Consider the following 13,870-nt stretch of genomic DNA (forward strand, 5'->3'; position numbering starts at 1 on the left):
GACTTCGCCGCAGGGGGGGTGAGCCTGCGCCGTCAGCGAAAAAGGCGGCGCCCGTCATGTCGGTGGCGTTCCCGACCCGCTAGGTTGGAGCACAGCAACGGCCCGCACACGCAGGGCCACTGGACGGAGGGACGACACGTGAGCGACATGCGCACGACGGCCGCGGGGCCCGGGCCCGATTCCCCGATGGCACTGGGGGATGCGGTCTACCAGAGGCTCCTCAAGGAGCGCATCATCTGGCTGGGCGGGGAGGTGCGTGACGACAACGCCAACGCGATCTGCGCGCAGCTGCTCCTCCTGGCGGCGGAGGATCCCGACGCCGACATCTCGCTGTACATCAACAGCCCCGGTGGTTCGGTGACGGCCGGCATGGCCATCTACGACACCATGCAGTACATCAAGCCCGACGTCTCCACCGTCGCCATGGGCCTGGCCGCCTCCATGGGTCAGTTCCTGCTCACGGCCGGGGCGATCGGCAAGCGCTACGTCACCCCCCACACCCGCGTGCTGCTCCACCAGCCGCTGGGCGGTGCGGGCGGCTCCGCCACCGACATCCGCATCAATGCCGACCTCATCCTCAAGATGAAGAAGGAACTCGCGGAGATCACCGCGGAGCGCACCGGCAAGACGGTCGAGCAGATCGAGGCGGACGCGGACCGCGACCACTGGTTCTCCGCTCAGGAGGCCCTGGAGTACGGGTTCGTCGACCGGGTCGTGAGCTCGCCCCAGGAGATCGGGCGCCGTGCCGCCGACGGCCAGAACGGAGCCAACTGACATGAGCACCACCCCATACTTCGAGGCCATCGCCCGCCAGATGCCCGAGGCGCGCTACGTCCTCCCCACCTTCGAGGAGCGCACGGCCTACGGCTTCAAGCGCCAGGACCCCTACGCGAAGCTCTTCGAGGACCGCATCGTCTTCATGGGCGTGCAGGTCGACGACGCCTCGGCCGACGACGTCATGGCCCAGCTGCTGGTCCTGGAGTCCCAGGACCCCGACTCGCTGATCACCATGTACATCAACAGCCCCGGCGGGTCCTTCACCGCGCTCACGGCCATCTACGACACGATGCTCTACATCAAGCCGCAGATCCAGACCGTGTGCCTGGGCCAGGCCGCCTCCGCGGCAGCGGTCCTGCTGGCTGCGGGCTCGCCCGGCAAGCGCCTGGCACTGCCCAATGCACGTGTCCTCATCCACCAGCCGGCGATGGAGGCATCCAGGGCCAGGCCTCGGACATCCAGATCGTCGCCGACGAGATCGACCGGATGCGCGTGTGGTTGGAGGAGACCCTCTCCAAGCACTCGAACACCCCGGTGGAGCAGGTGCGCCGCGACATCGAGCGCGACAAGATCCTCACCGCCGAGCAGGCCAAGGAGTACGGCCTGATCGACCAGGTGCTCGCCTCCCGCAAGGGTGACGCCTGAGGGCAGTGACATCGACGAGGGCGGCGCACGGGTGCCCCTCGGGTCCGGTCCGGTCGGCGGCTGCGGTCGCGGGTCGGGAGGGCCCACGGGAGCGGGGGCGCCGCCCTCGTCGCACATCTCCTCGCAGGCCCCGCCGGGCTGCACTGTCCGCCTGTCCGGCTGTCCAGGCGGTCCGCAGTGTCCGGGCGGTCCGCAGTGTCCGGACGGGCCGAGACCCCCGGAACGGACCGCAGAGCCCGGCCACCCCAGGTCTGGCACCGTGTGTTGCCTCGCGGAGCCTGTGGGGCTGGAATAGGCTGAACACCAAGGAAATCGCCGCCCATCCGGGACGTCGGCCATCGGTCGGGGTCGCGGGGGACGGTCGTCGGGGCCCCGTGGGGCCACGGCGGGACAGGTGGGGGGAGGGATCGGCATGAGCCGACTGACCGACGGTGCAGAGCTGCTCAAGTGTTCCTTCTGCGGCAAGAGTCAGAAGCAGGTCCGCAAGCTCATCGGCGGCTCGGGCGTCTACATCTGCAACGAGTGCATCGAGCTGTGCAACGAGATCCTCGACGAGGAGTTCGGTCCCCAGACCGAGAGCTCCGACGAACCCCTGCCCAAGCCGCGTGAGGTCTACGACTTCCTCGACTCCTGGGTCATCGGCCAGGACCGCGCCAAGCGCGCACTCTCCGTGGCCGTCTACAACCACTACAAGCGGGTCCGCTCCCGTGAGGCCGGCCACGACGAGGACATGGAGGGCACCAAGTCCAACATCCTCCTCCTCGGCCCCACCGGCACCGGCAAGACGCACCTCGCCCGCTCCCTCGCCCGACTCCTGCAGGTCCCCTTCGCCATCGTCGACGCCACGGCGCTGACCGAGGCCGGGTACGTGGGCGAGGACGTGGAGAACATCCTCCTCAAGCTCATCCAGGAGGCCGACGGCGACATCAAGCGCGCCGAACGCGGCATCATCTACATCGACGAGATCGACAAGATCGGGCGCAAGGGCGAGAACGCCTCCATCACCCGCGACGTCTCCGGTGAGGGCGTGCAGCAGGCACTGCTGAAGATCATCGAGGGGACCACCGCCTCCGTGCCGCCCCAGGGCGGGCGCAAGCACCCCCACCAGCAGTTCCTGGAGATCGACACCTCCGGGATCCTCTTCATCGCGGCCGGCGCCTTCGCCGGCATCGAGGAGATCGTCAAGTCCCGCCTGGGGCAGCGCTCCACGGGCTTCGGCTCCAACCTGAAGTCGGCGGCCGAGTACGGCGACCTCTACGAGTCCGTCACGCCGGAGGACCTCCACAAGTTCGGCATGATCCCCGAGTTCATCGGACGCCTGCCGATCCTCACCTCCACCAAGCTGCTCACCGAGCACGACCTCGTGCGCGTGCTCACCGAGCCGAAGAACTGCCTGGTGCGCCAGTACCAGCACCTCTTCGAACTGGACGGCATCGAGCTGGACTTCACCCAGGACGCGCTGCTGGCCGTGGCCGCCCAGGCCAACTCGCGGGGGACCGGGGCCCGCGGGCTCTCCTCCATCATGGAGAAGACGCTGTCGGACCTCATGTTCGAGATGCCCAGCCGCACCGACGTCGCCCGCGTCCTCATCACCGCCGACGCCGTGGCGGGCACCGGCGAGGCCGAGCTCTTCGCCGAGCGCGAGGGCGACGCCCTCACCGCCTGAGGACGCCGCCCGGGGAGTCCTGACCGGGGGCCGTCCACACCGGGGCGCCCGCCCACGAGGGCGGGTCCCGGTGCGTCACAATGGGGCCCGGCGGACCGAGGGCGTCCGACCGGGGGAAGGGACCACCATGTCGCAGGGGAGCGCGGCGTCCGAGCCGCAGACGGGACACACTCCGGGGGCGCGCCCGACGGGTGGCGGTGCCGGGGCGACGGGCCCGTCCGTCGGCAGGGCCGACGAGGGCGGCGCGGTGCCCCCCGAGCTCGTCGAGGCGCGCGCGACGATCGACAACATCGATGCGGCCCTCATCCACATCCTCGCCGAGAGGTTCCGCTGCACCCAGAAGGTCGGCCACATCAAGGCCGAGCACGACCTCCCCCCGGAGGACCCGGCCCGCGAGGCCCGTCAGGTCGCCCGCATGCGTCGACTCGCCGAGGAGTCAGGACTGGACCCGGACTTCGCGGAGAAGTTCCTGACGTTCATGGTGCGTGAGGTCATCCGCCACCACGAGGACATCAAGCGCGACTACGAGCGCCGCTGAGGTCTGCGACGAGGGGCGCAGCCGACCCCACCGTCCCCTCCCGCCGGGTCCCTGCCGGTTGCGGGACCCCACCGGCCCCGTCCCACGGGAGGGGCCGGAGCGGTGGGGTCCGCACACTGCCTCACTCCACGTCCTGGACCGGCCCCCCGTAGATGTCGTCGATGACGTCGGCGTACCTGCGCAGCACGGCGTCACGACGGACCTTCAGGGAAGGCGTCAGCAGCCCGTTCGCCTCGGTGAAGTCGGTGGAGAGCACCTTGATCTTGCGGATCGACTCCGCCCGGGACACGTGCTGGTTGGCCCGGTCGACGGCGCGTTCGAGCGCGGCGTGGACCTCGAGGTTGTTGGCGGCCTCGGCCACCGACATCGGGGGCAGGTTGTGCTTCTTCAACCACACCGGCAGCATCTCCGCGTCCAGCGTGATGAGGGCCGCGATGAAGGGGCGCTTGTCGCCGACGACCACGATCTGGCTGATCAGCGGGTGGCTCGTGAGGTCGTCCTCCACCATGGCGGGGGAGACGTTCTTGCCCCCGGCGGTGACGATGAGCTCCTTGAGGCGCCCGGTGATGGTGATGTAGCCGTCCTCGTCGACCGAACCGAGGTCACCGGTGCGGAACCACCCGTCCTCGGTGAAAGCGGCCTTCGTCGCCTCCGGGTCGTTGTTGTAGGAGGTGAAGACGGAGGGGCCCCGGACGAGCAGCTCGCCCTCCTCGGAGATCGTGACGGAGGCCTTGGGCAGGAGGGAGCCCACGGTGCCGATCTTGTTGAGGCTGGGGGTGCTCACGGAGATCGGGCCGACCGTCTCGGTGAGCCCGTAGCCCTCCAGCACGGTCAGGCCCATGCCCGTGTAGAAGCGGGCCAGGTGCTCCGACAGGGGCGCGCCGCCGCAGATGAAGAAGTCGAGGTTGCCCCCGACCAGGGCGCGGATCTTGCCGTAGACCAACCGGTCGGCCACGGCGTGGAGCAGCTTCTGCCGCTTGGAGGGGCCCTCGGGCGTGTCCTGGGCGAGCGACTGGTCGATCGCGACCTTCACCGCCCAACGGAAGACCTTCTGCGCCGACCCGGTGGCCTGGGCGTCGGCGGAGTTGTAGACCTTCTCCAGCACGCGCGGCACGACGAAGACGTAGGTGGGTCTGAAGGCGCGCAGGTCCGTGAGCAGGTTCTTCATGTCGCCCACGTGGCCGAGGACGCCCTCGCCGGCGATCTGGTAGACCTCGATGAAGCGGGCGAAGACGTGTGCCAGGGGCAGGAAGAGCAGGAAGCGGGAGGTCGGAGAGGCATTGACCTCGGGCATCCAGCGCTCGGAGTTCACGATCCCGTCGGTGAAGTTCCCGTGGGTGATGACGGTGCCCTTCGGGCGGCCCGTGGTCCCCGAGGTGTAGACGATGGTCGCGATGGAGGAGGTGTCCAGGCGGTCGGTGCGTGCCGTCACCTGGTCGTGGGTGATGCCGACCCCGGCATCCCGGATGGTGTGGATGGCCTCCTGGTCGAGGGAGAGCACCTTCAGGTCGGGCTTGTCGGCGGCGGCCGCCGCGGCCCGGACCAGCTCCGCCAGGGTGACGGTCTCGGCGATCGCGAGCACGGCACCGGAGTCGGTGAGGATGTGGCGCACCTGCTCCAGGGAGGAGGTCTCGTAGATCGGGACGGGGACCAGTCCGGCGAACCAGCAGGCGAAGTCGAGCAGGGTCCACTCGTAGCGGGTGTGGGACATGATGGCCACGGAGTCCCCGAACTCCAGGCCCATGCCGATGAGGCCTGCGGCCACCTCGAGGACCTGCTCGTGGAAGGAACGTGCCGAGACAGGGGTCCACGAGTCACCGATGAGGGACTTGACCTCGATGAGGGGACGGCCCGCGGATCTCTGGACGCGCCGCTGGAGCAGGTAGGGGATCGTCGTGGAGGGCTCGATGTCCACCAGGTCGGGACCCCTCCACACCGGTGAGCCGTCGCGCTCGGCGACGACCCGGTCGCGCAGGAAGACCTTGTCCGTCACGGGCACGGGTGCACCGGCGGTGGCCTCCTGGACGTTGAGGGGCGCCGGCGGCTCCGGCAGCTCCGGCTGATCCGGGGAGCCCGCGGACCCGGCCCCCTGCGGGGCACCCGCGACAGGGTCGCTGCCCGGGGTGCCGGTGTCCTCGCCCGGGGACGGGGTGTCCTGCGTGGGCTGCTGGTCGTCGGCGGGTGTCGTCATGGGTTGCCTCCTGGATCGGTGCCGGGCGCACTCCCGTCACCAGGACGGGACCGCATCCCCGACACCAGAGTAGACACACCCGGTGCCGCCGCGGGCGCCGGGATCGGCGGGCCGGGGGAGGTGTGCGGCGTGGCACCCCCGTGGCGAGCCCCGGCACCCGAGGTTGCACCACCCCCGGCACCCCAGGTGGCCCCCGGCGGAACCAACCCCCTCGGCACCGACCGCAGCGCCTCACACGTCCTGGACGGGGCCCCCGTAGATGTCGTCGGTGACGGGGGCGAAACGCTGCAGCACGACCCCGCGCTTGACCTTCAGCGACGGCGTGATCAGCCCGTTGGCCTCGGTGAAGTCGGTGGTGAGGATCTTGATCTTGCGGATCGACTCCGCCCGCGAGACGTGTTCGTTGGCCCGGGCGATCGCCCGCTCGAGGCTGGCCTGGACCTCGAGGTCGTTGGCCGCCTCGGACACGGACATCTCGGGCAGGCCGTGGTTCCTCAACCACAGGGGCAGCATCTCCGCGTCCAGGGTGATCAGCGCCGAGATGAACGGCCGCTTGTCACCGACCACCACGACCTGGGAGATCAAGGGGTGACCGCGCAGGTCGTCCTCCAGGGCGGCGGGGGCGACGTTCTTCCCGCCGGCGGTGACGATGATCTCCTTGGCGCGCCCGGTGATGCGCAGGTAGCCGTCGCGGTCCAGGGACCCGAGGTCACCGGTGCGGAACCACCCGTCCTCCGTGAACGCCTCGGCGGTGGCCTCGGGGTTGCCGCGGTAGCCCTTGAAGATCGAGGGCCCCTTGAGCAGCACCTCGCCCGCATCCGAGATGCGCACCGACAGGGGCGGCAGCGGCGGGCCCACCGTGCCGATCTTCGACAGGCGCGGGGTGTTCACGGAGATCGGACCGACCGTCTCGGTGAGGCCGTAGCCCTCCAGGACGGGGATGCCCACCCCGCGGTAGAAGTGCGCCAGGCGCTCCGACAAGGGGGCGCCACCGGAGACGATGTAGTCCGCATTGCCCCCCACCAGGCGCAGGATCCTCTGGTAGACGAGACGGTCGGCCACCGCGTGCTGGGCCTTCAGGCCGGCGGAGGGTCCCTCCTGCGTGTCCTGGGCCTTGGAGTACTCGATGGCGACCTTCGCCGCCCATCGGAAGATGCGCTGCTTGCCGCCTGCGCCCGCCTGGGCGTCGGCGGAGTTGTAGATCTTCTCCAGCACGCGCGGCACCACGAGCAGGTAGCTGGGGCGGAAGGTGGCCAGGTCCGGCAGGAGGTTCTTGATGTCGGAGGTGTACCCCAGGACGCCCTCACCACTGAGCTGGAACAGCTGCAGGAAACGGGCGAAGACGTGGGCCAGCGGCAGGAAGAGCAGGAGGCGCGAGTCCTGCCCCATGGCGATCTCGGGCATCCACTGGTGGGCGTTGAGGGCGAGGTCCGTGAAGTTGCCGTGCGTGAGGACGGTGCCCTTGGGGGTGCCCGTGGTGCCCGAGGTGTAGACGATGGTCGCGACGGAGTCCGTGGTCAGCTGTGCGGTGCGTGCGGCCACGTCGTTGCGGGGCACGGTGGCCCCGGCCTCGACGATGGTCTGGATGGCCTCGGAGTCCAGCGAGAGCACCTGGACGTCGTCGCGTCCGGCCTTCTCCGCGGCCGCCCTGACCAGCTCGGCCATGTTGATGTTCTCGGTGACCACGAGACGTGACCCGGTGTCGGAGAGGATGTGCTCGATCTGGTCGATGGAGGAGGTCTCGTAGATCGGCACGGGCACGAGACCCGCGAACCAGCAGGCGAAGTCGAGGAGGGTCCACTCGTAGCGGGTGTGCGCCATGATGGCCACCGAGTCCCCGAGCTCCAGGCCCAGTCCCACCAGGCCCGCGGCGGTGGCCTGGATCTGGTCGTGGAACTGGGTGGCGGTGATGGGCGTCCACATGTCGCCCATGTGCTGCTTGCGCTCGATGATCGGGCGCCGCGCCGAACGTGCGACGCGCTGCTGGAGCAGGCGGGGGATCGTCATCGTGTCGTCGATGCGCACCAGCACCGGGGCGTGCCACTCCAGGGCGCCGTTCTCGGGCGCCTCCTCCGTCGAGGGGACGGCCGCGCCGTCGCCGGGGTCGGAGGAGTGCACCTCCGACGAGGGCGGACCGGCGAACGCCCCGGCCGTGGACTCCCTCACCGGGGCCGGGACAGTCGCACCCGAACGCTCGGCGATCTCGCGGGCCTCCGCGCTGTCCTCCACCTCGACGTCGGGGTGGACGGTGTCCTCGGGTTCGGGGTGCTGGTCCTGCCCTGCCATGTGAGCTCCTCGGGAGTCGGGGTGGTGTCGGGGTCGGGGTGGTGTCGGGGTGCTGCGGGGGAGCGTGTCACGGGTCGGGCCGCCGGCTGGTGCCGACGGCCCGTGTCCCTCAGTTCTTCGCGCGGCGGGCGGGTGCCTCACCGAGCTCGAAGGACGTGACCGAGGTCTGGGACTCCGAGGAGACGGTCTCCGTGGTCCCGCCCTCGTCGGTCACGGAGGCGGAGGCGGCGACGGCGACGAGCGTCAGTTCCCCCTCGATCTTCGTGGCGGCCCTCAGGTCCGCGGAGACCTCCTCCAGGACGGGCAGTGCGGCCCCGGGCGCCGAGACGGTGACCGCGAGGAACGGCGTGCGCGGGGAGACCTTGGCCTCCGACTTCACGCGACGCAGGACCACCAGCGCGGCGGAGGCCGTGCGCAGGACCTCCGGATCGCCCTCGACACCCGCGAGGGCGTCGACGAGCGGCCAGGGGGCGCGGTGCACGGACCCGGTGCGGTACCAGGACCACACCTCCTCCGTCGCGTAGGGCAGGTAGGGGGCCAGGAGGCGCACCACGGTGTCGACCACGACGGCCAGGGCCGTGCGGGCGGAGTGGGCGGCCTGCTCGCTCCAGGCACCCTCGCGGTTGTAGGCGCGTTCCTTGACCAGCTCCAGGTAGTCGTCGCAGAAGGTCCAGAAGAAGGTCTCGGTGACCTCCAGGGCGCGGGTGTGGTCGTAGGCGGCCAGGGCCTGACCGGCGGCGGCGACCACGTCGCGCAGCTCGGCCAGCACCGAGCGGTCCAGCGCCTCCGTGACGTGGGCGGGGTCGAGGTCCAGTTCCGTGTCCTCCCCACCCATGGTGAGGGCGAACTTGGAGGCGTTGAGGACCTTGATGGCCAGGCGGCGCCCGATCTTCATCTGGGACTCGTCGAAGGCGGCGTCCGTGCCCAGGCGGGCCGAGGCCGCCCAGTAGCGCACCGCGTCGGAGCCGTGCTTCTCCAGCAGGCCCATGGGGGTGACGACGTTGCCCTTGGACTTCGACATCTTCTTGTGGTCGGGGTCCAGGATCCACCCGGAGATCGCGGCGTGTGCCCAGGGCAGGGCGTCGAACTCGAGGTGGGCGCGCACCACCGTGGAGAAGAGCCAGGTGCGGATGATGTCCTGGCCCTGGGGGCGCAGGTCCATCGGGTAGACGCGGGAGAACAGGTCCGGGTCCTCCAGCCACTTGCCGGCGACCTGCGGGGACAGGGAGGAGGTGGCCCAGGTGTCCATGATGTCGACCTCGGGGGCGAAACCCCCGGGCCGGTTGCGCTGGTCCTCGGTGTAGCCCGCGGGCACGTCCACCGTGGGGTCGACGGGCAGCTGCTCGGGAGAGGGGGTGATGACGGCGTCGTGGTCGACGGTGCCGTCCTCGCCGATGCGGTACCACAGCGGCAGGGGCACCCCGAAGAAGCGCTGGCGGGAGACCAGCCAGTCGGTGTTGAGTCCCTTCACCCAGTTGTCGTAGCGCACGCGCATGAAGTCGGGGTGGAAGTCCAGTTCACGACCGCGCTCGAGCAGTTCCTCGCGCAGGTCCTGGGAGGCGCCCGGACGCGTGTAGGGGCGCCCGCCGTTGCGGATGTACCACTGGCGCGAGGTGACGATCTCCAGGGGCTTGTCGCCCTTCTCGAAGAAGTTGGTCATGCGCTTGGTGGGGACCGGGGCGCCGATCTCCTCACCCGACGCGGTCAGCGCCTCGTCGACGACCTTGCGGGCGGAGAACGTCGTCTTGCCGGCCATCTCGGCGTAGAGGCGACGCCCCTCGGGGCTCGTGATCCAGTCGGGGGTGGTCGCCACGATGCGTCCGTCCTTGGCGAGGATGGAGCGCAGCGGGAGGTGCAGTTCGCGCCACCACTGGACGTCGGTGAGGTCACCGAAGGTGCAGCACATGGCGATGCCGGCGCCCTTGTCCATCTCAGCGGCGGGGTGGGGCAGGACGGGGACCTCGACGCCGAAGCCGGGGGAGGTGACCGTGGTGCCGAAGAGGGGCTGGTAGCGGGGGTCGTCGGGGTGGGCGACGAGGGCGCAGCAGGCGGCCAGCAGTTCGGGACGCGTCGTCTCGATGACCACGTCGCCGGAGCCGTCGGTGCGGTGGAAGGCCAGGGAGTGGTAGAAGCCGGGGTACTCGCGTGCCTCGAGCTCCGCCTGGGCGACGGCCGTCTGGAAGGTGACGTCCCAGAGCCCCGGGGCCTCGGCCTGGTAGGCCTCCCCGCGTCCCAGGTTGCGCAGGAACGCCGCCTGGGCGACCTTCTGGGCGTCGGCGCCGATGGTCTGGTAGTGGTGGTCCCAGTCCACGGAGAGGCCGAGCCTGCGCCACAGGGCCTCGAACTGGACCTCGTCCTCCTTCGTGAGGCGCTGGCACAGCTCGATGAAGTTGGGTCGCGAGATGGGCAGCTGGTCGGCGGCCTTGATGGACCTGCCGTCACCGCCGTCGTGCGGGGGGACGAAGTCCGGCTGGTAGGGCAGCGTCGGGTCGACGCGCACGCCGTAGTAGTTCTGCACGCGGCGCTCGGTGGGCAGGCCGTTGTCGTCCCAGCCCATCGGGTAGAAGACCTCCTTGCCGCTCATCCGCTGGTAGCGCGCGACGATGTCGGTGTGCGTGTAGGAGAACACGTGGCCGACGTGGAGGGACCCCGAGACCGTGGGGGGCGGGGTGTCGATGGAGTAGACCTGCTCACGGGTGGCGGTGCGGTCGAAGGCGTAGGTGCCCTGCTCGTCCCAGCGTGCGCCCCACTTCTCCTCCAGCCCGTCGGCACCTACGCGGTCCGGCACCGTGGGTGCGGGGACCGACGTCGGGCTGGGGGTGAACTGGTCACGCATGGTCGTTGTGCTCCATCTTGTCGTCGGGCATGCGTCCCCAAGACTACGAGGTGGGCGCGCCGCGTACCAATGCCGCCGCGCAGCACCCCCACCCGCTGAGGTCCGCTCAGTTCTCCCCGTGAGGTCCACTCAGTTCCACGGTCGAGGTCCGCCCTCGTTCCCGCCGGGCGGCGCAGGCAGAGGAGTGCGGTCTGCTGCTCCCGGTGGCGCAGGCTGTGGGTCCGCCCTCGTCCCCCTCCACGCCCCCTGCCCGTCCCGGAGCGGGACCGGTCCCGCGCACGGTCCCGCGCCCGGAACTGCGCGCGGGGTCAGCCGAGCTGGCGGTCCCGGGCGACGGCCGCGTCCACCGCACGGACGAGGGCGGGGGAGAGCCCGGCGTCCTCGGCCGCCAGGAGCCCGGCGATCGTGGTGCCACCCGGTGAGGTCACCTGGTCGATGAGCTGTCCCGGTGTGGTGTCCTCCTCCGCCGCGGAGAGGACCAGGGTCGCCGAACCCGCCAGGGCCTGGGCGACGATCGCCACTGCGCGCTGCTTGGGGAGGCCGTGCTTGACGCCCGCGCGCGCCAGGGCGTCGATGATCTGGAACACCCAGGCGGGGGAGCAGCCCGCCAGTGCGGAGAACACCGCGAAGTCCCGCTCCTCGATGGTCACCGTGCGCCCGATGGCGTCGAGCAGGGAACGGACCTCCGCGCGTTGCTCCTCCGTGACGGAGTCGTTGGGGCACATCGCCGTCATCGACTCCCCGATCTGGGCGTTGACATTGGGCATGGCGCGCACCAGGGCGACGGGCGTGCGGAAATCCTCCTCCATGGAGGCCAGCGTCCTGCCCGCGGCGATGGACACCACGCAGGTGTCGGGGTGTTCCGCCACGATGTCGCGGATGTCGGCGATGACGCGCTGCTGGACGTGGGGCTTGACGGCGAGCACGATGTGGTCGACCTCGCCGGCCAGGGTGCGGTTGTCGGTGGCGGTGCCGACCAGTTCGGCAGCGAGGGCGGGGGCGTGGATCCCGTGCGAGTCGGAGAAGAACAGGTCGGAGCCGGCGAAGCCGGCGGCGACGGCGCCCCTGGCGATGGCCGCGGCCATGGAGCCCGATCCGATGAAACCGATGCGCATGTGGGTGCCTCCTGGTGGTGTCCTGAGTCGTCCGCACGGGTCGGTGCGGGGCACTGGCCCCAATCTAGGCCAAGTGCCCCGCTGGGCCCATCGGGTGGGCGCGGGGACCCGGCGGGTGGCGCGGTGGGGCGGGGCCGGATCGGGCGTGCCAGGTCGCCCGGGTGGGTGCGGTCGGGTCCTGTCCGGGTCGGTCGGGCGGGCAGGACGTGTCGTGTCGGGGGCCGCGCGGTGCCCCGGAAGGGATGCACGCTCGCGAGGACGAGGGCGGGGCCGGGCACGCCGGGCCCCGCAGCGCGCAACCCACAGCCCGCAACCTGCAGGCTCACAGCGCTCCGCTGCTCCCTTCAGCGCTTGCGCGTCCCGAAGATCGACCGTGTGATCTCGCGTCCCAACTGGGTGCCCGCCGAGCGCACCGCGTTGCCCAGCGCCTTCTCGAAGGCATCGGTGCGACGCTGCGCCGCGCGTCGGGCGGCCTCCTCCTCCTTCTCACGCTGCTTCTGCGCCGCGCGCGCCGCCCGGTCGGCCTCCGCCCGGCGTGCCTTCTCCTCCTTGGCCGCCGCTGCGGCATCGGCCTTGGCCTTCTTCTCCGCGGCCGCCTGCTCAGCGGCCTCCTGGGCGGCCCGGGCCTTCGCCTCCCGTGCCTCCTGGGCCTGCCGGGCGAGCTTCTCCTCGGCGGAGTCCGGGTTGACGGCGGTCGCGTACTTCGCGCCCAGGGGGGAGGCCGCCACCAGGGCTACCACGGTGCCGGGCTGCGCAGGTCCCATGACGGAGGCGGGGGCCCACACCCGCGTGGGGGCGACCGGCGTCGGGCGCCCGTCGGGGGCGAGCACCGTCACGACGGCCTCGCCGGTGCCCAGGGTGGTGAGCACCTCGTCCAGCTCCAACTCGGTGCGGGGGAAGGTCTCCACCGTCTGGCGCAGCTTCTTCTGGTCCTCCGGCGTGACGGCACGCAGCGCGTGCTGGACGCGCGAGCCCAACTGCGCCAGGACGTCTGCGGGGATGTCCTTGGGGGTCTGGGTGACGAAGACGATGCCGACGCCCTTGGAGCGGATCAGGCGCACCGTCTGGACGACCTGGCGTCGGAACTCCTTGGTCGCGTCGGCGAAGAGCAGGTGGGCCTCGTCGAAGAAGAACACCAGCTCCGGACGCTCCGGGTCCCCGACCTCGGGCAGTCCCGAGAACAGGTCGGCGAGCAACCACATGATGACCGTGGACACGAGGGCGGGCCGCTGGGCCATGTCGCCGACACCCAGCAGGGAGACGACGCCCCGCCCCTCCACCTGGCGCAGCAGGTCGGCCGTGTCGAAGGCGGGCTCCCCGAAGAACTGGTCGCCGCCCTGGGCCTCCAGGGTGGTGAGGGCCCGCAGGACGACGCCGGCGGTCGCGGAGGACACCCCGCCGATCGTCGCCAGCTCCGGTTTCCCGTCGGGGGAGGTGAGGAAGGCGATGACGGCACGCAGGTCCGCCAGGTCCACCAGTTCCAGGCCCCGCTGGTCGGCCCACTGGAAGACGAGCTGGAGGGACTGCTCCTGGGTGGTGTTGAGGCTGAGGGCGCGCGCCAGCAGGATCGGACCGAAGTCGGACACGCTCGTGCGCACCGTGGTCCCCGGGAACTGCGTCTGCACCCCGCCCAGGCTCAGCAGCTCGACCGGGAACGAGGCCGCCTCCCACGCCTGCCCGTTGGCCCGGGTGCGTGCGCCGAGTTTCTCCGAGGCCACCCCGGGCTCCGCGAGCCCGGTGAGGTCGCCCTTGACGTCGCAGAGCAGGACGGGCGTCCCCGCCGCGGAGAGCCCCTCGGTGAGGAGCTGGAGGGTGC

Annotated in this window: 8 protein-coding genes and 1 pseudogene; 4 read left to right on the forward strand and 5 right to left on the reverse strand. The window is 70.9% G+C overall.

The genetic code is table 11. From position 1 onward, the window contains the following. The first annotated feature begins 147 nt into the window (after nt 1-147). The 4 genes and pseudogenes from TA90_RS00785 (at nt 148) to TA90_RS00800 (ending at nt 3,626) form a co-directional block, all read left to right on the forward strand. Entirely contained in the window at nt 148-774 is a 627-nt protein-coding gene (locus TA90_RS00785) for an ATP-dependent Clp protease proteolytic subunit (protein WP_043534131.1), read from the forward strand. Between the two features lies 1 nt (nt 775). Further along, a pseudogene (locus tag TA90_RS00790) lies at nt 776-1,422 on the forward strand (ATP-dependent Clp protease proteolytic subunit). Nucleotides 1,423-1,834: 412 nt separating this feature from the next. Then, nucleotides 1,835-3,088, forward strand: a complete 1,254-nt coding sequence (clpX, locus tag TA90_RS00795; RefSeq protein ID WP_043534127.1) for an ATP-dependent Clp protease ATP-binding subunit ClpX — start codon at nt 1,835-1,837, stop codon at nt 3,086-3,088. Between the two features lie 127 nt (nt 3,089-3,215). Further along, a complete protein-coding gene (locus TA90_RS00800; RefSeq protein WP_082031176.1) occupies nt 3,216-3,626 on the forward strand; it encodes a chorismate mutase in 411 nt (136 codons plus the stop codon). Nucleotides 3,627-3,747: 121 nt separating this feature from the next. On the opposite strand, the gene TA90_RS00805 is transcribed toward TA90_RS00800, so the two are convergent. From TA90_RS00805 to TA90_RS00825, 5 genes are all read right to left on the reverse strand, one after another. Next, entirely contained in the window at nt 3,748-5,817 is a 2,070-nt protein-coding gene (locus tag TA90_RS00805) for an AMP-dependent synthetase/ligase (protein WP_052450327.1), read from the reverse strand. A 231-nt stretch (nt 5,818-6,048) separates the two neighbouring features. After that, nucleotides 6,049-8,103: an AMP-dependent synthetase/ligase gene (locus tag TA90_RS00810; protein WP_082031178.1), complete on the reverse strand. Its 2,055-nt coding sequence runs from the start codon at nt 8,101-8,103 to the stop codon at nt 6,049-6,051. Between the two features lie 109 nt (nt 8,104-8,212). Next, a complete protein-coding gene (valS, locus tag TA90_RS00815) occupies nt 8,213-10,939 on the reverse strand; it encodes a valine--tRNA ligase (protein WP_043534128.1) in 2,727 nt (908 codons plus the stop codon). A 308-nt stretch (nt 10,940-11,247) separates the two neighbouring features. Then, complete coding sequence (proC, locus tag TA90_RS00820) at nt 11,248-12,054, reverse strand: pyrroline-5-carboxylate reductase (RefSeq protein ID WP_043534129.1); 807 nt, start codon at nt 12,052-12,054, stop codon at nt 11,248-11,250. A 344-nt stretch (nt 12,055-12,398) separates the two neighbouring features. Continuing rightward, nucleotides 12,399-13,870 (reverse strand): helicase HerA-like domain-containing protein (locus TA90_RS00825; RefSeq protein ID WP_043534130.1); only part of this gene is annotated, 1,472 nt, incomplete at its 5' end.

It is taken from the genome of Actinomyces polynesiensis (assembly GCF_000820725.1).
GTDB lineage: Bacteria > Actinomycetota > Actinomycetes > Actinomycetales > Actinomycetaceae > Pauljensenia > Pauljensenia polynesiensis.

Coding starts and splice junctions, on each gene's coding strand:
- proC (WP_043534129.1), bottom strand. CDS start 12,054: ATGCGCATCGGTTTCATCGGATCGGGCTCCATGGCCGCGGCCATCGCC.
- TA90_RS00785 (WP_043534131.1), top strand. CDS start 148: ATGCGCACGACGGCCGCGGGGCCCGGGCCCGATTCCCCGATGGCACTG.
- clpX (WP_043534127.1), top strand. CDS start 1,835: ATGAGCCGACTGACCGACGGTGCAGAGCTGCTCAAGTGTTCCTTCTGC.
- TA90_RS00810 (WP_082031178.1), bottom strand. CDS start 8,103: ATGGCAGGGCAGGACCAGCACCCCGAACCCGAGGACACCGTCCACCCC.
- TA90_RS00800 (WP_082031176.1), top strand. CDS start 3,216: ATGTCGCAGGGGAGCGCGGCGTCCGAGCCGCAGACGGGACACACTCCG.
- valS (WP_043534128.1), bottom strand. CDS start 10,939: ATGCGTGACCAGTTCACCCCCAGCCCGACGTCGGTCCCCGCACCCACG.
- TA90_RS00805 (WP_052450327.1), bottom strand. CDS start 5,817: ATGACGACACCCGCCGACGACCAGCAGCCCACGCAGGACACCCCGTCC.